Below are 20083 nucleotides of genomic sequence, written 5' to 3' on the forward strand. Positions count from 1 at the left end.
GCGGACGGTTTGAAACCGACACAAGCGGCGGCCCGGACATCCGGGCCGCCGTTTTTCTGTGTCGCGGCTCAAAAGACCGAATGCGCGCCGCGTTCCACGGTGGCCTCGCCGTTCAAAACCCGTTCGTAATAGGCAAACAGCGTGTCGCTGCCGGTCGATGGTGTCGCCTCCGCATCATATTTGCCGGTCGCCGGATCGAGGAGCAACATGGACTGGGTCGCGTAGTAGCGACCGATGCGCGCAAGTTCGGCCTTTTCCGCAAGCCTCGGACTGATCCGGCCGAGCAGCGCCAGTCCGCCGACAATTGCATCCAGCAAGGCGACCGGGACGTGCTTGAACCTCGGGCTTCGTCCGAGCAGGCGAAACAACGCCTCGCCCTGGTCCTTCGGCGTAATCGCCGGGCCCGGACCGCCGATCGGCAGCACCTGGTTGTGACGGCTCTCGTCAAAGACACACGCGGCAATGTAGCGCCCGAGATCCTCGTCACTGATCGGCTTGCAGGCGGTCAGTTCGCCGTCGCCGAAGACCAGAAAGGGCTTTCCCTGCCTTACCCGTTCGATCTGCCCGGAGAGCGACTTGAAGAAAGCGGTTGGCCGGACGATGGAATAGGCGAGACCGGAGGCCATCAGCTCCGCCTCGAAAGTGCGTTTGGCCTGCTGGAACGCGAGCAGAGGCCTCTGGACGCAGATCGCCGACAACAGGACGAATGTCCCGGCCCCCGCCTCCCGCGCCGCCTCCAGTGCATTGAGATTTGCCCGGTGATCGACGGCCCAGGCATCCTTCGGCGCACCGCTGCGCGAGGCGAGACAGGAAACCACCGCATCGAAGCGCTCGCCGCAAAGCCCGTCGCGGACGAGCGAATTCCGGTCGGTCACACTGGCGAAACGAACCTTGGCACCGCCAAGCGCTCCTTCGTGATCGACCGCGGCGGCGACCGTCTCCCGGTCCGGGCGCGGACGCACCGGACACACCACCTCGGCCCCGGCCTCGACCAGCGCCCGCGCCGTCGCCCGCCCGATGGTGCCGGTCGCGCCGAGCAAAAGAACACGCGGCGCGGCCGCTGGCGCGGACCGCGACGCAACTTGCGATTGATCGCTCATGAGCACTCGTGATCTGTCATGCATCCGAGTTTAGACGAAGCGGACGGCAAATGTGGAGGGTCCGGATGGCGCACGCACACCCGGCGGCCCTTTGGCCAGCGCTCGAAACGCCCCAGCAGCGCGGCCCGGATCGTCCCGCAAACCGTCGAATTCCTGCATTTGCAGGAAGACGTAACTAGCGAGAATCGTGTAAGAAACACTTGTCAACGAGGGCACTTGCCCAGCGGTCTTGCCGGCGGACCCAAAACCTGCCTGAGCAAAAGACGACGCAGCGCATCTTCGGGCCGACGCCGAAAACAAGAGATAGAAAGCAAACACATGGCCGAAGGCACCCAAAGCTTCGACCGGGCAGTAGGGCTTCTCGACATCGTCTCGAAGAACAACCGGGACGGGGTCGCCTTTTCCGAACTTCTGGACACAACCCGGTTGACCCGGCCAACGGCGCGCCGCCTGCTGATGGCGCTCGCGGAACATGGGTTTATCGAGCAGGATGCCTCCAACAAACGCTATTTTCTGGGCCCCAAGGTCTATGATCTGGCTTTGCTGGTCCTGCCCTCCTTCGACTTTCGCGAAATCTACCAGCCAAGCCTCAACCGGCTTGTCGAGGACACCGGCGACACGGTGTTTCTCAACCGTGTGGTTTCCGACGACATCGTTTGTATCGCGCGGGAATCCGGCAGTTTTCCCGTGAAGGCCTTCATTCTGGACGTCGGGGTGCAACGGCCGATCGGCATCGGCGCCGGCGGTCTCGCCGTTTTGTCCGAAATGGACGCGGCAAAGGCCAATGCCCTGCTCCGGCGCAACGCCGAGCGCATCGCCGCCCATGGCGGCGACACCGGCGTCGCCGCGCGCCTCGTCGATGAAGCACGGGAACGGGGCTATGTCGCACGCGATGGGTCGGGACTTGGAACGCGGACCATCGCCATGGCCCTGCACGACAGCACCGGCAAGCCTTTCGCGTCGCTCAGCGTCTCCACGATCCGCGACCGCATGCAGGGCGACCATCTGGAGAGCGTGGTGTCGGCGCTGCGCGAGGAAGTCGCCGCGATCCGGGAAAAACTCAGCCGGCTGCGCCCCCAGCACACCGGCTGACGGCGCAATCCGGCCCCGGCACCTGGTGGCGTCGGGTGTCGGCGTGTCAGGCTGCGCCGGTATCGAGGCAGAGGTACTTCATTTCCAGATAGTCCTCGATCCCGTAGCGCGAACCTTCGCGCCCCATGCCGGCCTGCTTGATGCCGCCAAAGGGCGCCATCGCCGTGGAGATCTGGCCTGTGTTGATCCCGACCATGCCGAATTCCAGCCCTTCGGAAATCCGGATCGTACGGTTGAGGTCGCGGGTGTAGAAGTAGGATGCGAGGCCGTATTCCGTGTCATTGGCAAGCGCGAGCGCTTCTTCCTCGCCCTTGAAGCGAAAAATCTGCGCAACCGGCCCGAAGGTCTCCTGCCGCGCCACCAGCATGTCCGGCGTGACGTGGCTCAGCACGGTCGGCAGCATGCAGGACGGGCGATCCGGGGCACGCGAGCCGCCGGTGAGAAGCCGGGCGCCTTTTGCAAGTGCATCCGAGAGCTGGCCTTCCACCTTTTTCAACGCGGCCTCGTCGATCAGCGGCCCGATGCGCGTCCCGGCCCGCAGGCCGTCGCCAACCGCGAGTTTCGCCGTTTCCTCGGCCAGCCGCCCGGCGAAGGCATCGTGGATGCCGTCCTCGACAATGAAGCGGTTGACGCAGACGCAGGTCTGACCGGCGTTCCTGTATTTCGCGGCAATCGCCCCCTCGACCGCGCGCTCGAGATCCGCGTCGTCAAAGACGATGAAGGGCGCATTCCCGCCAAGTTCCAGGCTGAGTTTCTTCAAAGTGTCCGCCGACTGGCGCATGAGCAGGCGCCCCACGTCCGTGGACCCGGTGAAACTGATCTTGCGCACGGCTTTCGACCCGCACAGAACCCGTCCGGCCATATCCGCGTCCCGTGTCGTCAGGACCGACAAGAGGCCTTTCGGCACGCCGGCCTTTTCGGCAAGCGCGGCCAGCGCCAGTGCCGACAGCGGCGTGCGCGCGTCCGGCTTGGCGACAAGGGAACAGCCGGCGGCAAGCGCCGGCGCGAGCTTGCGCGCAAGCATGGCATTGGGAAAATTCCACGGCGTGATCGCCGCCACCGTGCCGACCGGCTGGCGAATGACCAGGATCCGCTTGTCGCGGCCATGGCCGGGCATGATGTCACCCTGAATGCGCTTCGCCTCCTCGGCGAACCACTCCACATAGGACGCGCCGTAAAGCACCTCGCCCTTCGCCTCGGCGAGCGGTTTTCCCATTTCCAGGGTCAAAATCATCGCCAGGTCATCAGCATGGGCGACCATGAGATCGTGAAGGCGGCGGAGGACGATGGAACGTTCTTCGGCGGATTGCGCCGCCCACGCACCCCGCGCCGCCTCCGCCGCCGATATGGCGCGCTCGAAATCGGCAGCCCCGAGATCCGGCACCCGGGCGATGGTCTCGCCGCTTGCCGGGTTGACCACATCGAAGCAACGCTCCGTCTCGACCCACTCGCCGCCAATCAACGCCCGGGTTTCCAGGAGCCCCGGATCGGAAAGCCGTTCACGAACGGCAGCCGCATTGCTCATCTTGTCCCCCTGCAATCGTTCAGTACCCACCCGACGCGCCGGCCTGCTCCGCCGGCCGGTCGAAAAACGCCTTCGCCAGGGTCGATGTCGCGGAGGAAAACAGGGTCACATCCGTACCGACGGCCACGAAACTTGCCCCAAGCGACAGGCACTCGCGGGCAAAGGCCTGGTCGGCCGTGAGGAGGCCGGCCGGTTTTCCGCAGGCCGTTATGCTCGCAATGGCATCGCGAACGGCCTGCTTGACCGCCGGCGCCCCGGGATTTCCGAGATAGCCCATGTCGGCGGCAAGATCGGCCGGGCCGATGAAGACCGCATCGACGCCCTCGACGGCGGCGATTTCCGGGAGGGCCTCGAGTGCCTTTTGCGATTCCACCTGGACGATGAGGCAGATTTCCGCATCCGCCGTCGTGAGATAGTCGCCGATCCGGTTGAACGCGGAACTGCGCGCCAGCGCCGCGCCGACGCCGCGCTTGCCATGCGGCGGGTAACGCACAGCCTGCACCAGCTCCGCCGCCTGCGCGGCGCTTTCCACCATGGGCACCAGCACCGTCTGGGCGCCGATATCGAGAAGCTGCTTCAGGATCCAGGTTTCGCCGATGGGCGCGCGCACCACCGGCGCGACAGGATGGGCGGCGAGCGCCTGCAACTGGCCGACCATGCGCTGCAGGTCGTTGGGCGCATGCTCGCCGTCGATCACCAGCCAGTCGAAACCGGCGCCGGCGCAAATCTCCGCCGTATAGGCGTTGGCAAGGCCCATCCACAGGCCGATCTGCGCGTCTCCCGCCCTGAGGCGGGCCTTGAACGGATTACTTGGAGCCGGCATCGCGACCTCCCTCAACGAAAATGGGTACTGACCGTGCCGGCCGCGCCGAAGTCGGCGGTGATCGTGTCGCCATGGGCGGTTTCCACAGGGCGGATAAACGAGCCCGACAAGACGACTTCACCGGCGTCGAGCCCGAGCCCGAGCGTGTCGAGACGCCGGACCAGCCAGACGATCCCCATCGCCGGGTGGTTGAGGACGCCGGCGCCCAGGCCGGTTTCCTCGACAACGCCATTGCGCGACACGCAGGCGCCGATCCATCGCATGTCCATGTCGAGCGGACGCATCGGGCGCCCGCCGGTCACGATGCCGGCGTTGGCGGCGTTGTCGGCGATGGTGTCGATGACATTGCGCATCTGCCCGGTTTCCGGGTCCTGGCGCTGCACGCGGGTGTCCAGGATCTCAAGCGCCGGCAGGATGTAGTCCGTGGCGTTCAGCACATCGGTGATGCCGACGGTCGCCCCCTTGAGCGGCGTCTTGAGCACGAAGGCGATCTCCGCCTCGATGCGCGGCTGGATGAAGCGATCCTCGGGAACCGCGTCACCGTCCTGAAATGCCATGTCGTCGAACAGGATGCCGGAATCGGGCGTGTCGATCTTGAGCGCCGCCTGCATCGCGCGCGACGTCAGGCCGATCTTCCAGCCGATCCGCCGGCGTCCGGCCGCTTCCTTGAGCGACACCCAGCGCTCCTGGATGCGATAGGCATCGCCCATGTCGGCGTCGGGAAAGCGACCGGAGATCAACGGGATCTGCGAGCGGGATCGCTCCGCCGCGTCCAGCTCGCCGGCAAGCCCGGCGATATCGGCTTCGGCTAGCATCACGCCTCCTCCGCCACGACGCCATTGCGCAGCTGGCCAATGCCTTCGGCCTCGACCACGATCTCGTCGCCGGGCTTCAGCCAGATCGGCGGATCGAAGCGCGCACCCGCCCCCGTCGGCGTGCCGGTGACGATGACATCGCCGGGCTGCAGGGTGGTGAAGGTGGAGATGTAGTTGAGCAGCTTGCGGAAGCTGAAGATCATGCGGCCGGTGCGGTCTTCCTGGCGCAAGTCGCCGTTGACCCGCGTCGACAGCGCAATGTCGGCAATCTGCGCCTCGTCGACAAAGGGCACGATCCAGGGCCCCATCGCTCCCGAGCCGTCGAAGTTCTTGCCCTGGGTGACGTTGAACTTGGCGTGACGCACCCAGTCGCGGATCGTGCCTTCGTTGCAAAGCGTGACGGCGGCAATATGCGACAGCGCGTCGGCTTCCGCGATCCGGCGCCCGGCCTTGCCGATCACCAGCGCGATCTCGCCCTCGTAGTCGAGCTGCTCGGACTCGCGCGGACGCACCAGCGGCTGGCCGTGACCGGTGAAGGAACCGGGAAAGCGGATGAAGAGCGAGGGGTTGGGCGGGGCGGCCTTGTCGTCCTTGTACTCCGCGTTCCGGTCGGGATAGTTCACGCCGACGCAGATGATCTTCTGCGGCGCCTGGATCGGGATCTCGTAGCGGATGTCGGACAGGGCGAAGTCGACCGGCTGGCCGGCGGCCGCATCGACGGCACGGCGAAGGTCGCCATCGCACACCACCTGCTGAAGGTCGGCCCACGCCCCCCGTCCCGCCGCCGTCAGGTCGACGACGCCAGCGTCGGTGACAAGACCGAAGCGTGTTTTTCCATCCGCCGTGAAGGTTGCAAGGCGACCGTAGTCAGACATGTCTCGTCTCCGATTTTGCAAGGGGGTGCCGTTCCGCCGCGCGCACGCGCCGGCCCGGCCGTTTGTGAGAAGGAAAGCCGTCACCCGGCGGGTTGCGGCGCTTTCGTGCGGAAGCCGCGCACGACCGACCAGAGCAACAGGCCCGCGGTCAGGCAGTGAATGACGATGCTCGTGGGTGTGCTGAACAGATAGCTGTAGTCCCCGGCCGAGATCATCAGCGCCCGGCGCAGGTATTCCTCCACCATCGGCCCCAGCACGAAGCCGATCAGCAGGGGCGCCGGAGGAAAGCCGTAGCAGCGCAGCACATAGCCGAGCACGCCCATCAAGAGCACCATCCAGATGTCGAAGGAGGAATTCGACACGCCAAACACCCCGATGCAGACAAGCGCGACGATCACCGGAAAGAAGAACCGGCGGGGTACCGCGACAAGCCGGGCCCAGACCCCGATCAGCGGAATGTTCAGCATCAACAAGAAGACGTTGCCGATCCAGAAGCTCGCGACCAGTCCCCAGAACAGGTCCGGGTGATCGACGACCAGTTGGGGCCCCGGCGAAATGCCGTGGATCATCAAGGCGCCGAGAATGATCGCCATCGTCGGCGTTCCCGGAATGCCGAGCGTCATCGTCGGGATGAACGCGGTCTGCGCTGCGGCGTTGTTGGCCGCCTCCGGCGCGGCGACGCCGTTGACGCGGCCGGTTCCGAACTCTTCCGGGTTGCGGGAGGTGGACCGCTCCAGCGAATAGGCGAGGAAAGAGGAAATCGTCGGACCGGCACCGGGGAGCGGGCCCAGGAGGCCGCCGACCGTCGCGCCGCGCAGGACGGAGGGAACGATGGCACCGAGACGGCGGAAGGCGGAGTACATCGCGCGCGCATTGACCGCGATGGGCTTTTCCTTCGCTTGCGAGGCGCTGATGTTTGCGATCACCTCGGGAATGCCGAACAGTCCCATTGCAACCGCCACGATGCTCAAGCCGTCGAGAAGGTTGGGAATGCCGAGATCGAAACGGGCGAAACCGCTGTTGAGATCGAGACCGACCGTGCCGAACAACATGCCGACGGCCACCATCGCGATCCCCTTCAAGGGTCCCGCCCCAATGGCGGACGCCCCAGCGACAAGCCCGAGCAACAGGGTGGCGAAATACTCCGCCGGTCCGAACGACAGCGAGAAACTGACGATCAGCGGCGAAAACACCACCATCGCGACGATGCCGAGCGTGCCGCCGGAAAAGGAGGAGATCTGTGCGGTCAGCAGGGCAAGACCGGCCTCGCCGCGCCGCGCGAGCGGATAACCGTCGAGCGTGGTGATGGCATTGGACGCCGTGCCGGGCAGGTTCAGGAGGATGGAGGCAATCGATCCGCCGTATTCGGCGCCGTAGTAGACGCCGGCCAGCATGATCACCGCGGTCGTCGGCTCCAGGCTGAAGGTCAGCGGCAGCAGGATCGAGATCGCGGCGATCGCGCCGATGCCCGGCAGCACGCCGACGATGTTGCCGAGTATGACCCCGGCAAAGCAATAGAGGAGATTGACGGGCTGAAGCGCGGTTGCGAAACCGGAGAGAAAATCGCTCATGACCGGACGTCCGGCAGGAACGACAAAGGCATGCCAAGCCCCTTCACGAAGACGACCCAGGCGAACACCGACAGCGCGATGCCGACGACCAGCGTCTCGGCCGCACGCAGCTGCGGCCGGGCAAGGGCCAGAACGAAGACCGCAACGATCGTGGTGACGAACACGCCGGCCGTCTCCAGCATCACCGCATAAAGCGCGATGGCGGCCGCGACGCAGACAAGCGCGCGCAGATCGAAGCCGCTGGCTCCGCCCGACCCGCGCAGGACCTCGCTCACGGCGATGGCAAGTCCGGCGACGATGGCAACGACGCTGAGCGCGGTCGGGACCATGCCGGGGCCCATGTTGCGCAGATCGCCAAGCGCCATGTCCCTGGCTCCCAGCAAAAACAGCAGCCCGATCGTCGAAATCAGCAGGCCTCCACCTGCGTCCCTCAAGGTCTTCATGTTTCCTCCCAACCGCCGTGGCGGCATTACTTGGCAGCGAGGTGCCGATGCAGATTGTTCATCTTGTAACTGAAGGGGCCGGGGATCTCCTGCATCTCGAAGGCCACGGCCAGAGGGGTTCGGTCGGCAAGCGTCTTGAGGTGCGTTGAAATGCGCTCGAAGACCAGATCGGCCGCCGCCTGTTTCGTCTCCATGTCGCGCCCTTCGCCGATCCGGATGGCAAGATGCACGAAGGCGTTCTCCGGCTTTCCGTCCGCGACGATGCAGTCGTCGATCCGGTTGATGCGGATCCGGACGCCGGCAAGCGGGAAGATGCCGGTTTCCATCATTGCGTCATGGACGCATCTGCCAAACCCCTGAACCTCGGCCTCGTCGGCGATGTTCTTCGAATATTCGATCCATGCGTGCGGCATGACCTGCTCCATTCCTGTTCGGGATGGGCGGAGGCGCGCGGCGCCTCCGCCCGGTCTTTTGCCGCGGCTTACTTCGCTTCCAGACCGGCCTCGGCGATTTCCGCCGTCCACAGGTCGTATTCCTTGGCGATGTAGTCCGTGACGGCCTGCTGGCCGAGCGCCAGTCCCGACGGCGTCACGCCGATTTCGGACAGGCGCTGGCTGGTCTTGGGATCGGCGACCGCCTTGTTGAAGGCCGCATTCAGTTTCGCGAGACGGTCCTGGGGGACCCCCTTGGGAGCGACGATGCTGTACCAACCGACAACCTTGAAGCCCTCGAAGCCCAGTTCATCCGCGGTCGGCGCCTGCGGCAACGCATGATAGCGGTCCGCACTGGTCACCAGGACCGGCTTCAGCGCACCGCTCTCGATGTGCGGAAGCACCGACACCGGGCTGCTGATGAGCGCATTGACGCGCCCGGCCAGAATGTCGGAGATCGCGGCACCCGAACCGGAGTAAGGGATGTTGGAGAACTTCAGATCCGCGTCACGGGCCAGAAGCCGTGCCGCGAGCAATGCGGCGCTGCCGCCATTCGCCATCGTCATCCGCTCGGAGGCCGCTTCGGCGAACTCCTCGTAGGTGTTGATGTCGGAAGCCCCCGGAACCGTGATCACATAAGGCGATTCCGAGATCAGGGCGACGCCGTCGAAGTCCTCTTTCGGCTTGTAGGTCGCGGCCTTGAACAGGGACGGATTGAGCGCCATCGTGGCCTGAATGCCGAACAACAGCGTGTATCCGTCCGCCTTCTCGCGCGAGGCAAGCAGCGTGCCGACCGTGCCCGACGCACCGGGGCGGTTTTCCACGACCACCGGCTGACCGATGTTTTCGGAAACCGCCTCGGCAACGATCCGCGCCGTGACGTCCGTTCCCCCTCCCGGGGAATAGGGGACGATCAGACGGATCGGCTCTGCCGGAAAGGCGTCGGTGGCCTGCGCCGCCGGAAGGGCCGCCAGCGCGAAGGCGCTGGCGAAACCTGCAAGGATTGCTCTCTTGGTAAACATCTCTCTCTCCCTAGACGTCTCGTGATTACTTTTGCGTCTTGAACAGTTCGTCGATCTTCCTCTCGTAGCTGTGGTAGTTCAGGTAGTCGTAGAGCTCTTCACGATCCTGCATGATGTCGAGAATGCCCTTGGCCGAGCCTTCCTTGCGGATGTGCTTGTACACCTTGAGAGCAGCGGCATTCATGGCGCGCGCCGCCGACAGCGGATAGAGCGCGGCCGAAACGCCGACGCCACGCAGCTCCTCGAGCGTGAAATTCGGCGTCTTGGAGAACTCGGTGATGTTGGCCAGCACCGGATAGGGCGTGTCGAGCGCATCGACGAAGGCCTTGTACTGCGACAGTTCGGTGCAGGCCTCGGCGAAGATCATGTCGGCGCCGGCTTCCACATAGGCGCAGGCCCGGTCGATCGCACCGTCCAGCCCTTCGATGGCCAGCGCATCCGTCCGTGCGACAATGAAGAAGTCCGAATCGGTCTTCGCATCAACCGCCGCCTTGATGCGATCCACCATTTCCTGCTTGGAAACGATCTCCTTGCCCGGACGATGGCCGCAGCGCTTGAGCGAGACCTGGTCTTCCATGTGCATGGCGCCGGCACCGTCCTTGATCAGGCCGCGCACGAGGCGGGCAATCGAGAAGGCACCGCCGAAGCCGGTGTCCACGTCGACCAGGACGGGAAGGCTGGTCGCATCCGTGACACGACGCAGGTCGGTCAGGACGTCGGTCATGGTGGTAATGCCGAGGTCCGGCAGGCCGTAGGACGCGTTGGCGACGCCGGCGCCGGCAAGGTAGAGCGCCTTGTAGCCGGTGCGCTCGGCCATCATCGCCGTATACGCGTTGATGGCGCCCATCACCTGCAAGGGGTTCTCTTCGGCCAGCGCCTTGCGGAACTTCGCGCCAGCGGAAAGCTGCGATGCGGTCATTCGGGATCCTTTCACAATAACCATATTGTGGTCATTTTTGTTCATATTCAGCATATATGACCATATTTTGTTTTCTCCGACTGTCAAGCAACCGGAGATCAAATTCATCACATTGCGAAACCATGAGGGGAAATCAGATCAATTGACCACAATATGGTCACCGCACCTTCGGCAGGGAGGCGCGCCTGCCGACCTGCACGGACCGGGACCCATTGCATCTGCGGACCAGGGTCGCGCCAGGAAAGGGTCGGACTGGGGACGAACGGGTAAAGGCGGCCAGAGACACGACAATCGCCTCAGCCTCCATCGCCGCCAGATCGACCGCAAACCCGCCAGTCCGGACGAGCGCGGGCATCTTCGATGAAGGGGAATAGCTACGCGCAATGCGCCGGACAGTCGGCGTGCCGAAGGAGGGGCTGCACGTCTCGTCGGCCCCGATTCCGGGTGGCCAAGGGCTGAGACCAGGCCCGCATCGCGCGGCCCGAGAGATCGGTCAGAATCGACGGCATCGCCAGCGCGACGGGCGCGAGAAATCGCGCCCGTTCAACGCGACCCCCCGTCCGGCTTCATGAGAAAACAGAGCCCCTCACGGGCAGGTGACGAGTTTCACGTTGCGGGCGGCAAGCAGGGCCGCGATATCGGCATCCGGCGCCTTGTCGCTGATCACATAGTCCATGGCGCCGACGTGGCACAGGCGCACCAGGCCACCCTTGCCGAACTTGCTGGAATCCAGCGCCAGCACGATCGTCTTGGCACGCTTCATCGCCATGCTGGCGAAGCGGACCTCGAACTGGTCGTCGTCGCAAATGTTGCCGGCCGCATCCATCCCGCTCACCGACAGGATGGCGTAGTCGAACAGGAACTGTTCCAGAAAACCGGTGTCCTGACCGCCGACCACGGCACCGTCGACATGACGGACGAAGCCCGCCGGAACGGCGACCACGAAGTCGTCCCTCTCGCTGAACCGCAAGGCCGAGCGCAGGCTGTAGGTCACGACCTTCAGGTGCCGGCGCGCCGTCAGCGCCGAGGCAATCGCCTCGCAGGTGGTGCCGGTGTCGAGAAAGACGGACGATCCATCCTCCACCAGATCCGCAACCTGACGGGCAATCAGCTGTTTCTCCGCGGCACGTTGCAGGCGACGCTGCGCATAGACCGAGCGGTCGATATTGCCCTGGATCGCGGCTCCGCCGTGTGCCCGGCGAACCTTTCCCGCCGCATCCAGCTCGGAAATGTCGCGCCGCACGGTCTGCTCCGACACCGCGAGCTCTCTCGCCAGATCCGCCAATGTCGCGTATCCCTGCGCCTCGATACGCTCGACGAGACGCTGCTGGCGCTTCTGCTTCTTCGGAATCTCGATCACCCTGCCTCCGCTCCGGCCGTCCTGTCGCCAACGGGCCGTCTCCGGTTCTTAACGCCGCCCCCGCAGCGACGCCATATTCGATGAGTCGATCCCGAGGAAATGTAATTTTTCTAACATAATATTGTAAATTGGATTACAATATGGTTTTCATGAGGCAGCTTGAGAGAGCGCATTGCCCACACACAAGACGAGGATCATCACGGATGGATTCGAAACTCTGCATCACCGCCCTTGCAGCCCTGCTCCTTTCGGTGCCGGCCGCAGCGGACGAGATCACGGTTTACACCTCCTACGAAGAGGACGAAGCCGCCAGGTTCCTCGAGCTTGCCAAGCAGGACATGCCCGATCTCGAGGTCAACATGCTGCGCCTGTCGACGGGCGAGCTTGCGGCACGGATCATCGCCGAAAAGGCCAACCCGCAGCACGACGTCATCTGGGGCTTTGCCGCCTCGACCATCGTCACCCCGCAGATCGAGGAAACGCTCGAGGCCTACCGCCCGAAGGGCATCGACGCCGTGCCGGCAGAATTCCGCGACGCCGACGACAAGTGGTTCGCGGTCACCGGCTACATGGCCGCCTTCTGCGTCAACGACGAACGCCTGGAAAAGCTCGGCCTTGAAAAGCCGACCTCCTGGAAGGATCTGCTCGACCCGAAATACAAGGGCGAGATCGTGATGCCGAACCCGGCCAGCTCCGGCACCGGCTACATCCAGGTCAGCTCGCTTTTGCAGATGATGGGCGAGGACGAAGGCTGGGCGTTCCTGGAAAAGCTCGACGAGAACATCGCGCAGTACATCAAGTCCGGTTCCAAGCCGTGCCATGCCGCCTCTGCCGGCGAATTCGCGGTCGGCGCCTCCTATGACATGCGCGCCATCAAGAACATCGAGGAAGGCTATCCGATCTCGATGGTGATCCCGGCCGAAGGTTCCGGCAACGAGCTCGAAGCCAACGCGCTCGTCGCGACGTCGAAGAACAAGGACGCAGCCAAGCGTTTCCTCGACTGGACCGTTACCAAGACGGCCGCCGACGCCTACCTGGAATGGAAGGCCATCGTGACGATTCCGGGCGGCAACATGCCGCAGCGCTTCCTGGATGCCGGCCTGCCGGCGGACACCAACAGCGTCCTGCACCCGACCGACTTCAAGGCCGCTGCAGAAGACCGCAAGGAAATCATCACAACGTGGCAGGAAAAATTCGAGCGCTGAGGCCGGTTACACCTCACGCCGAACACCACGATCCGGCCGGGCGAAGTCGCGCGGCCGCATCGTCTTCAAGCGACACCGGCATCCGCCCTTGCGGCGGATGCCGCGTCTCCCGCCCGATATCCTATCGCGACCGGCGCCCACCGCGCGCCGTTCGCCTTCGCTGCGCCTGAAAGCCTGAGGACAAAGATGGACATTCGCGTCACCGGCCTGACCAAGAGATTCGGTTCGACCACCGCGCTCAGCGACGTCACCATGAACGTGCCCGAAGGCAGCTTGACCTGCTTCCTCGGCCCCTCCGGCTGTGGCAAGACCACGCTCTTGCGCGTGATCGCCGGCCTGGAGGACGCGGATTCGGGCGCGATCATGCTGGGCGACGCCGACCTGTCGCACACGCCGGCCCGCGACCGGAACTTCGGTGTCGTCTTTCAGTCCTACTCGCTGTTTCCCAATCTGAGCGCCGCGCAAAACGTCGCCTACGGTCTTGAATGCCGCAAATGGTCGAAAGCCGACATCCGCGTCCGCGTCGCGGAAATGCTCGAGCTCGTGCATCTGGAAGACCAGCGCGACAAACTCCCGGCCCAAATGTCGGGCGGACAGCAGCAACGCGTCGCCATTGCGCGGGCCCTGGCGCCCCACCCGTCACTGCTTCTTCTCGATGAGCCGCTGTCGGCGCTCGATGCCAAGGTCCGCGAAGAACTGCGCCATGAAATCCGCGCCATCCAGCAGCGGCTCGGCATCACCACGATCATGGTGACCCACGACCAGAACGAAGCACTTGAAATGGCCGACCAGATCGTCGTCCTCAACGCCGGCCGGATCGAACAGGCCGGCAGCGCGCGCGCGCTCTACGATCGCCCGCGCACCCGCTTCGTCGCGGAATTCATCGGCGCGATCAACACCTTCACCGTTCAAGACCCGCAAACCGACCCGCACCTCGGCACCCTGCGCCTTCGCACGTCGGAACCTCTCGCCAGCAGCACCGTCGGCGTGCGCCCCGAGGCGATCAAGGTCCTTGGCGATGCGGAAGAGGCCGACAACGTCTTTGCGGCGACGATCGAGAAGGCAACCTTCCTCGGCAACATGACGGTGCTGCATGCGCGTCTCGAGGCCGCTCCCGACCAGCCGGTCGTCTTCGAGGCGCATGGCCCGGCCGACGGACTGGAAGCCGGCCGGAAACTGCGTCTCGGCATTGCCGCCGGCGATGTGAAGGACCTGGCATGAGCGGCGCGGCACCAACGGCGGCCCCGCGCGGCGAAAGCCGCTCCCGGCTGGCACTGACCAGCGATCGGGGCATCGCGCTTCTGCTGTCGGCCGTCATGGCCGGCCTGATGCTGGTGTTCCTCGTCCTGCCGGTCGGCGCGATCCTGCTGCGCAGCCTGGACACGCCGGCGGGCGCGGGCCTCGGCAATTTCGCGCTGACCTTCGCCGACCCGCGCTTCTGGGACCTGCTGGTCAACTCGCTTTCGGTGTCCCTGCTCTCCTCGACGCTCGCCGTCGGCCTTGCCTATCTCTACGCCTATGCTTTGCAGCGCTCGAACGTTCCGCTCAAGCCGCTGTTGCGCATCGTGGTGATGATGCCGCTCTTTGCGCCATCGCTCGTGCAAGCGCAGGGCCTGCTGCTGCTTCTGGGCCGAAACGGCGCCTTCAACCGCTTTCTCGGCTTCGATTTCGACATCTACGGCTTCTGGGGCGTGGCGCTTGCCAACACGCTCTACACGTTTCCCTACGCCTTCCTGATCCTGTCGGCCGCCCTCGCTGTGGCGGATGCGCGCGTCTACGAAAGCGCGACCATGCTCGGTGCGCGGCCGGGACGGATCTTCCGGACGGTCACCCTTCCGGCCACCCGCTATGGCATCGCGGCCGCGGTTTTCGTCACCTTCTCGCTGTCGGTGACGGATTTCGGCAACGCCATCGTCATCGGCGGCAACTTCAGCGTTCTGGCAACCGAGATCTACAACAAGGTGATCGGCCAGGGACAATTCGCACTGGGTGCCGTGATCGGCGTCGTCCTGCTCGCACCCGCCGTCATCTCCAAGCTTCTGGAAAAGCGCATCTCGAGCCGTCAGCAAGCGCAGATGACCGACAAGTCCGTTCCGCTGACGACACGCGCAAACCGGATGCGCGATCTCCTCCTCGGCGGATACTGCCTTGCGATCATGATCGTTTTCCTTGCCATTCCCGGCATTGTCGCGACCGCGAGCTTCGTCAAGCTGTGGCCCTACAACATGGCGTTCTCGTTCACGCACTATGCCTTCGACGTCCAGAATGGCACGGAACCGCTTTGGAACTCCGTCTATGTCGCGCTGGCCACTGCAGGGCTCGGCGTCACGATCGCGACGGTGTCGGCCATCGTCGTGCAGAAATTCAAGACCCCGTTGAGCGGGCCGCTGTCCTTCCTCGCGATCCTGCCGAGTTCGATCCCCGGCATGGTGCTCGGACTTGGCTATGTGCTGGCCTTCAACAATCCGGCCAATCCGCTCAATCTGATGTACGGCAGTCTCGCGCTGATCATCTTTCTCTATGTCTACTACAATCACGCGCAGGCCTTCCTGATCACCTCCACCAGCCTGAAGCAGATCAGCAGTTCCTTCGACGAGGCCTCGACAATGCTGGGCGGCGGCGTCTTGCGGACGTTCTTCAAGGTCACGCTGCCGCTGCTGTGGCCCACACTTCTGGGGGTCGGCGTCTTCTTCTTCATGCGCGCCATGGTCTCGCTGTCGGCGGTGATCTTCCTGATCACGCCGGAAACCCAGGTGGCCGCCGTCTCCGTGCTTCAGCTTGCGGATCGCGGCGCCGTCAACCAGGCGGCGGCGTTTTCCATGTGCATCATGGCGATCGTGATCGCCTGTCTCCTGATCGTGCGCATGGTGCTGTGGCTTGCCGGCGCGAAATCGGTCACGCTCATCCGTTAGGTCCGGCTCCCATGACGTTTCCCGAAATCCGCGCCGTCCTTTTCGACAAGGACGGCACCCTGCTCGACTTCGACAAGAGCTGGGCCCCGGTCAACCGCAGCACGGCCAGTTGGGCGGCGGGCGGCGACGCCGCATTCGCCGACCGGCTGATGGCCGTGGCGGGGTTCGACCCAATGAGCGAAAAGACGCGGTCCGGGAGCCTTTATGCCGCCGGAAACACCGCCGAGATCGCCGAAGCCTGGCGCGCGGCCGGCGTGCGCCTTCCGCTTCCCGAACTGGTCGCGGAACTCGACAGGCGGTTCACCGAAAACGCCACACGCGCCGTGGCCGTGCCACGGCTTGCGGAAACCGTCGGCGGTCTTTCGCGCCGCGGTCTGCTGCTCGGGATCGCGAGCTCCGACAGCAAGGGGGCGATCGCGCGGTTTGTCGCGACCGTCGGCCTGAGCGACCGCTTCGCCTTTCTCGCCGGCTATGATTCGGGCTACGGCTACAAGCCCGGTCCCGGCATGCTGACGGCCTTCAGCGAAAAGACCGGCATTCCGGCCTCGCAGATCGCCATGGTGGGCGACAACCTGCACGACCTGGAGATGGCGCGCGCGGGACACGCCGGGCTGCGCGTCGCGGTGCTCACCGGGACCGGCACGCGCGAGGAACTCGCCCCGCATGCCGACCTTTGCCTGGCAAGCATCGCCGACCTGCCGGAAGCCCTGGATGTTCACCACGCCAGCGCCTGACAACCTCCTGAAAGCTCCCCCCAGACCGCAGGCGGATGCGCGGTCGCCAGGGACCGCACCATCCGTCCGCAGAGCCGGAACGCCAGGCCATGCGCGCCCAGCTGGATCGCCGCGACGCAGGGGAGGATCATTCCCCAATAGAGGCGAGCGGGTGTGACGCGGTCGTTTCGGATCACCCGGGCAATCTCCGGCGCGATGCGAGTGTGTTCCGCGATGGCGGCTCGCCCTCCGGCCGGGCGGCGAGCCGGCCGTCCCGGAACCTGCGAAGGGGGCGCAGCTCGAAGCAATCATCCGCGCGGCCCATGTGAGCGCAACAGGCGGTGGTCAGGAAACAGTCCCTTGGCTTGCCGCAGGTCTGCGGACCGCCCCCTCCCGCGCCAGGCAGGCGCGTATGTCATTCGTGAGCCGGTCGAGCGCACCGGCGAGACCTTCGGCGTCCACATCGTTCGGCGCGATGCGTTTCCACGTCTTGTCACCAGTGTTGAAATAGCCGGCCTTGAGCTGCAGCCGTTGTGCGTCGCGCAGCAGGCCGGCTGCCGCGTAGGTCTGTTTCCGCAGCGAGACCTTTTTGCTGCGCCAACCCGTTGCGCCGGGGCGCGCGGCATCTAGCCCTGGAGGCTGGTCGGGCCACTGTTCAGGTCGAACGTCAGTCCTGTCGGGCGATGCAAGGCCGTGGCGGGATACCTGTGTTCGATGAATATCTTGTCGCTGCAGCGCGGTCGGATCGCGATCTTGAAGGGCCAGTCCCTGAACCTCGTTTCCGCGTTGCAAGGCCCTCGTCCGCTTGCGCGAAGGCCGGCAGCGAAGAGCCGGAGGCCGCGACTGCGCCGGGCACACGGCGTCGGGTCAGCTTCACCAGGAAAGTCCCGCAAATTGCTTGCGGGGGCAATTGTTCTCGAAGAGAACGCCGCTGGTCGAGCCTTCCAAAACGGCCCTGCCCTCACCGACCTGGCCTGACAAGACACGCTTCCGCGCGAACAATGGGCGCCCGCTTGAGATGCACGGACATTCAAGCGGGCGCGGCGCGGGCGTCGGCGCGCTGTGGGTCATGCCGACGCGCACGCCTGCAGCCGGCATGAGGACAGCCGGCTGTGCCGTTGCGATCTGGCGCTTAGCCAGCCGGGCGCGCGACAGCCGCACGCCGTCGCCAAAGACCGGAGATCCCCGTCAGTCCGCGCCGGCCGGTGGCGTGCGAACAAATGTCTTGCCGCCGGAACCCCAGTTCCCTTCCGGATAATCCTGGATCATCACCCGCGTGATCGCGCGCTGCTTTTCGCCGCCCACCCGCACGATTGCATCGGTCAGCTCCCCGATCAGGGTGTCTTTCTGGTCACGCGTATACACCCCTTCGGGAATCGCAACGGTCACGATCGGCATGGTCTTTTCCTCCCAGTGAATGCCACCGTCCGGCACAGCGCCGCGACGGTCTTGAACACCGTCCAAGTGTCGCTGTTCAGTCTGAAACACCGTCCAAGTGTCGCTGTTCAGTCTGAGGTCGCCATCCAAAACTGTCAACAGTTATACAAAATGCGGTAACCTGCTCTACAAACCCGTTCGATGTCTGCGTCAAAAGAGGACGGGCCACGAACAGCAGTGACGGGCCCTTTCCAGATCGCGCTGGCAGAAAAACAACAATTACATCAAAACCTCGAACACCCAATCGCCTCTGTTTTCATCTTGTGAGGCATACGCGGTCGATGAGACGCACCCCATTGTCGGAACGCTCCGCGTCCGGTGCGACGCCCGGAAGTGGCAACCCGCTTGACACTCCACTCAAAACTGTCAACACAATTACGGATCACCCCTCGCAGATCCGAGCACCCGGGCATCGCCGGTTCCGGGCCGCCACAGATCCGCCAGACAACGCGAGCCGTCAATGATCCTCGACCTGCTGTTGCACAATGCGCAATTGGTGCTCCCGGATGTCGGCGTGACGCCAGGAGCTGTCGGCGTGAAGGACGGGCGCATTGCTGCAATTCTCGCGCCCGACGCCCTGCTGCCTGCCGCCGAAACGGTGGACTGCGGCGGGCTTTGGCTCATGCCCGGCCTCGTCGACCCTCATGTCCATTTCGGCTACGGCGCGCCGGAAACGGATTTTTCCACCGAAGCGCGTTCCGCAGCCCTTGGCGGGGTGACCAGCGTGCTCTCCTTCCATCGCAGCCCCGACCCGCGCGAGGCCCTGGCGAAGGAGCGCGACCTCGCGCTTGCTCAAAGCTGCATCGACGTCGGCTTCCACCTCGGCATCACGCACCGGCTGCATGTCGAGACGATGGTCGAATGCGCCAGGAGGTTCGGGATCACGTCCTGCAAGCTCTATCTCCAGTACAAGGGACAGGCCGGGCTGTCGAAGGGCTTTACCGAAATCGATGACGGGCTGCTCTATCACGCCATGCTGGAAACCCTGAAGGTGCCGGGCGGTGTGCTCGGCGTGCATTGCGAGAACGTCGAGGTGATCCCCGTGCTGCGCGACCCGCTTCGCCGCGAGGGGCGCACCGACCTTGCGGCCTGGGATGCCCAAAGCCCGGACTTCCTGGAAGCGGAGAACGTTCACCGGGTGGGATACTTTGCCCAAAAGACCGGCTGCCCGGTCAACATTGTGCATCTTTCGAGTCGCGAGGCGCTGGAAGAAGCGCGACGGCATCGCCGCCGCTCCCGCGTGCCGATGGGGATCGAAACCTGTCCGCACTATCTTTCGCTCACCCGCGAGGCGGACACCGGCCCGCTTGCCAAGGTGAACCCGCCGTTGCGGAGCCAGGACGATGTCGATGCGCTTTGGGAGGGCGTGCTGGACGGCACCGTGACGACGATCGGCACCGACCATGTCCCGCGCAAGCGCGAAACCAAGCAGGAAATCTGGTCTGCGAGCATGGGCCTTCCGGGCGTCGGCACCATGTTGCCGCTCCTGATCCACGAAGGTTACCACCGGCGCGGCGTGCCGATCGAACGGATCGCCGCCCTCACCTCTTCCAATGCGGCGCGTCTCTACGGCCTTTCCTCAAAGGGGCAGATCGCGGTTGGCTACGACGCGGACCTCGTGCTGATCGATCCGCACCTGGAACGCGTCGTCGACCCCGCCGGACTGGAAAGCTTTGCCGACTATTCGCCGTTTGAGGGCATGTCCCTGAAAGGCTGGCCGGTGATGACCGTGCTGCGCGGGCGAACGATCGCCAGAAATCACGCCATTCCCGAACAGGTTCGAACCGCCCCGTCGGGCCGCTATCTGGCACGGGGCTAAGCGCGCGCCCAGGCCGGAAGA

The 20083-nt window shown here is 64.8% G+C and carries 19 protein-coding genes; 6 read left to right on the plus strand and 13 right to left on the minus strand.

The window, feature by feature from the left end:
* Window positions 1–68 precede the first annotated feature (68 nt).
* Complete coding sequence (locus G572_RS0115340; protein WP_029059232.1) at window positions 69–1040, minus strand: NAD(P)H-binding protein; 972 nt, start codon at window positions 1038–1040, stop codon at window positions 69–71.
* A gap of 378 nt (window positions 1041–1418) precedes the next feature.
* Here G572_RS0115340 and G572_RS24160 point away from each other — a divergent pair, with 378 nt between their 5' ends.
* On the plus strand, window positions 1419–2192 hold the full coding sequence (locus G572_RS24160) for an IclR family transcriptional regulator (RefSeq protein WP_051242471.1): 774 nt from the start codon (window positions 1419–1421) through the stop codon (window positions 2190–2192).
* Between the two features lie 46 nt (window positions 2193–2238).
* Here the strand turns inward: G572_RS24160 and G572_RS0115350 are convergent, their stop codons facing one another.
* The 10 genes from G572_RS0115350 to G572_RS0115395 all read right to left on the minus strand — a co-directional run bounded on the left by G572_RS0115350 (window position 2239) and on the right by G572_RS0115395 (window position 11976).
* Window positions 2239–3717 carry an NAD-dependent succinate-semialdehyde dehydrogenase gene (locus tag G572_RS0115350; RefSeq protein ID WP_029059233.1) on the minus strand — a complete coding sequence of 493 codons (1479 nt, stop codon included), beginning with the start codon at window positions 3715–3717 and terminating at the stop codon, window positions 2239–2241.
* A gap of 19 nt (window positions 3718–3736) precedes the next feature.
* Window positions 3737–4540, minus strand: a complete 804-nt coding sequence (hpaI, locus tag G572_RS0115355; RefSeq protein WP_029059234.1) for a 4-hydroxy-2-oxoheptanedioate aldolase — start codon at window positions 4538–4540, stop codon at window positions 3737–3739.
* Between the two features lie 11 nt (window positions 4541–4551).
* Entirely contained in the window at window positions 4552–5355 is an 804-nt protein-coding gene (gene hpaH, locus G572_RS0115360) for a 2-oxo-hept-4-ene-1,7-dioate hydratase (RefSeq protein WP_029059235.1), read from the minus strand.
* Complete coding sequence (locus G572_RS0115365) at window positions 5355–6230, minus strand: fumarylacetoacetate hydrolase family protein (protein WP_029059236.1); 876 nt, start codon at window positions 6228–6230, stop codon at window positions 5355–5357. Before G572_RS0115365 ends, hpaH begins: the two co-directional genes overlap by 1 nt.
* Window positions 6231–6310: 80 nt before the next feature.
* Complete coding sequence (locus tag G572_RS0115370) at window positions 6311–7801, minus strand: tripartite tricarboxylate transporter permease (RefSeq protein WP_029059237.1); 1491 nt, start codon at window positions 7799–7801, stop codon at window positions 6311–6313.
* The gene (locus G572_RS0115375) at window positions 7798–8244 is read right to left on the minus strand and encodes a tripartite tricarboxylate transporter TctB family protein (protein WP_029059238.1); all 447 of its coding nucleotides are present in this window, start codon (window positions 8242–8244) and stop codon (window positions 7798–7800) included. The genes G572_RS0115370 and G572_RS0115375 overlap by 4 nt, the downstream gene beginning before the upstream one ends.
* Before the next feature lie 26 nt (window positions 8245–8270).
* The gene (locus G572_RS0115380; RefSeq protein ID WP_029059239.1) at window positions 8271–8657 is read right to left on the minus strand and encodes a 5-carboxymethyl-2-hydroxymuconate Delta-isomerase; all 387 of its coding nucleotides are present in this window, start codon (window positions 8655–8657) and stop codon (window positions 8271–8273) included.
* A 68-nt stretch (window positions 8658–8725) separates the two neighbouring features.
* A complete protein-coding gene (locus tag G572_RS24165; RefSeq protein WP_051242475.1) occupies window positions 8726–9697 on the minus strand; it encodes a Bug family tripartite tricarboxylate transporter substrate binding protein in 972 nt (323 codons plus the stop codon).
* 25 nt (window positions 9698–9722) lie between these two features.
* Window positions 9723–10616 carry a methylisocitrate lyase gene (prpB, locus tag G572_RS0115390; RefSeq protein WP_029059240.1) on the minus strand — a complete coding sequence of 298 codons (894 nt, stop codon included), beginning with the start codon at window positions 10614–10616 and terminating at the stop codon, window positions 9723–9725.
* Between the two features lie 586 nt (window positions 10617–11202).
* The gene (locus G572_RS0115395; protein ID WP_029059241.1) at window positions 11203–11976 is read right to left on the minus strand and encodes a DeoR/GlpR family DNA-binding transcription regulator; all 774 of its coding nucleotides are present in this window, start codon (window positions 11974–11976) and stop codon (window positions 11203–11205) included.
* Window positions 11977–12179: 203 nt separating this feature from the next.
* On the opposite strand from G572_RS0115395, the gene G572_RS0115400 reads away from it, so the two are divergent.
* The 4 genes from G572_RS0115400 to G572_RS0115415 all read left to right on the plus strand — a co-directional run bounded on the left by G572_RS0115400 (window position 12180) and on the right by G572_RS0115415 (window position 16827).
* A complete protein-coding gene (locus tag G572_RS0115400; protein WP_029059242.1) occupies window positions 12180–13181 on the plus strand; it encodes an ABC transporter substrate-binding protein in 1002 nt (333 codons plus the stop codon).
* Between the two features lie 186 nt (window positions 13182–13367).
* Window positions 13368–14402, plus strand: coding sequence for an ABC transporter ATP-binding protein (locus tag G572_RS24170; RefSeq protein WP_037546941.1), 1035 nt, complete (start codon window positions 13368–13370; stop codon window positions 14400–14402).
* The gene (locus G572_RS0115410; RefSeq protein ID WP_029059243.1) at window positions 14399–16093 is read left to right on the plus strand and encodes an ABC transporter permease subunit; all 1695 of its coding nucleotides are present in this window, start codon (window positions 14399–14401) and stop codon (window positions 16091–16093) included. The genes G572_RS24170 and G572_RS0115410 overlap by 4 nt, the downstream gene beginning before the upstream one ends.
* An 11-nt stretch (window positions 16094–16104) precedes the next feature.
* Window positions 16105–16827: an HAD family hydrolase gene (locus G572_RS0115415; protein ID WP_029059244.1), complete on the plus strand. Its 723-nt coding sequence runs from the start codon at window positions 16105–16107 to the stop codon at window positions 16825–16827.
* A gap of 324 nt (window positions 16828–17151) precedes the next feature.
* Here G572_RS0115415 and G572_RS26305 read toward each other — a convergent pair whose 3' ends face one another.
* Together G572_RS26305 and G572_RS0115425 are read right to left on the minus strand one after the other, a co-directional pair.
* A complete protein-coding gene (locus tag G572_RS26305) occupies window positions 17152–17598 on the minus strand; it encodes a hypothetical protein (protein ID WP_156884645.1) in 447 nt (148 codons plus the stop codon).
* Between the two features lie 396 nt (window positions 17599–17994).
* On the minus strand, window positions 17995–18204 hold the full coding sequence (locus G572_RS0115425) for a tautomerase family protein (RefSeq protein ID WP_029059246.1): 210 nt from the start codon (window positions 18202–18204) through the stop codon (window positions 17995–17997).
* 499 nt (window positions 18205–18703) lie between these two features.
* Between G572_RS0115425 and G572_RS0115430 the strand changes: the two genes are divergently transcribed.
* A complete protein-coding gene (locus G572_RS0115430; protein WP_156884646.1) occupies window positions 18704–20062 on the plus strand; it encodes a dihydroorotase in 1359 nt (452 codons plus the stop codon).
* The last annotated feature ends 21 nt before the right edge of the window (window positions 20063–20083 follow it).

It is taken from the genome of Stappia stellulata DSM 5886 (assembly GCF_000423705.1).
GTDB classification, from domain to species: domain Bacteria; phylum Pseudomonadota; class Alphaproteobacteria; order Rhizobiales; family Stappiaceae; genus Stappia; species Stappia stellulata.

Coding starts and splice junctions, on each gene's coding strand:
- G572_RS0115365 (WP_029059236.1), bottom strand. CDS start 6,230: ATGTCTGACTACGGTCGCCTTGCAACCTTCACGGCGGATGGAAAAACA.
- hpaH (WP_029059235.1), bottom strand. CDS start 5,355: ATGCTAGCCGAAGCCGATATCGCCGGGCTTGCCGGCGAGCTGGACGCG.
- G572_RS0115425 (WP_029059246.1), bottom strand. CDS start 18,204: ATGCCGATCGTGACCGTTGCGATTCCCGAAGGGGTGTATACGCGTGAC.
- G572_RS0115380 (WP_029059239.1), bottom strand. CDS start 8,657: ATGCCGCACGCATGGATCGAATATTCGAAGAACATCGCCGACGAGGCC.
- G572_RS0115370 (WP_029059237.1), bottom strand. CDS start 7,801: ATGAGCGATTTTCTCTCCGGTTTCGCAACCGCGCTTCAGCCCGTCAAT.
- G572_RS0115430 (WP_156884646.1), top strand. CDS start 18,704: ATGATCCTCGACCTGCTGTTGCACAATGCGCAATTGGTGCTCCCGGAT.
- G572_RS0115410 (WP_029059243.1), top strand. CDS start 14,399: ATGAGCGGCGCGGCACCAACGGCGGCCCCGCGCGGCGAAAGCCGCTCC.
- G572_RS24170 (WP_037546941.1), top strand. CDS start 13,368: ATGGACATTCGCGTCACCGGCCTGACCAAGAGATTCGGTTCGACCACC.
- G572_RS0115350 (WP_029059233.1), bottom strand. CDS start 3,717: ATGAGCAATGCGGCTGCCGTTCGTGAACGGCTTTCCGATCCGGGGCTC.
- G572_RS24160 (WP_051242471.1), top strand. CDS start 1,419: ATGGCCGAAGGCACCCAAAGCTTCGACCGGGCAGTAGGGCTTCTCGAC.
- prpB (WP_029059240.1), bottom strand. CDS start 10,616: ATGACCGCATCGCAGCTTTCCGCTGGCGCGAAGTTCCGCAAGGCGCTG.
- G572_RS24165 (WP_051242475.1), bottom strand. CDS start 9,697: ATGTTTACCAAGAGAGCAATCCTTGCAGGTTTCGCCAGCGCCTTCGCG.
- G572_RS0115400 (WP_029059242.1), top strand. CDS start 12,180: ATGGATTCGAAACTCTGCATCACCGCCCTTGCAGCCCTGCTCCTTTCG.
- hpaI (WP_029059234.1), bottom strand. CDS start 4,540: ATGCCGGCTCCAAGTAATCCGTTCAAGGCCCGCCTCAGGGCGGGAGAC.
- G572_RS0115375 (WP_029059238.1), bottom strand. CDS start 8,244: ATGAAGACCTTGAGGGACGCAGGTGGAGGCCTGCTGATTTCGACGATC.
- G572_RS0115415 (WP_029059244.1), top strand. CDS start 16,105: ATGACGTTTCCCGAAATCCGCGCCGTCCTTTTCGACAAGGACGGCACC.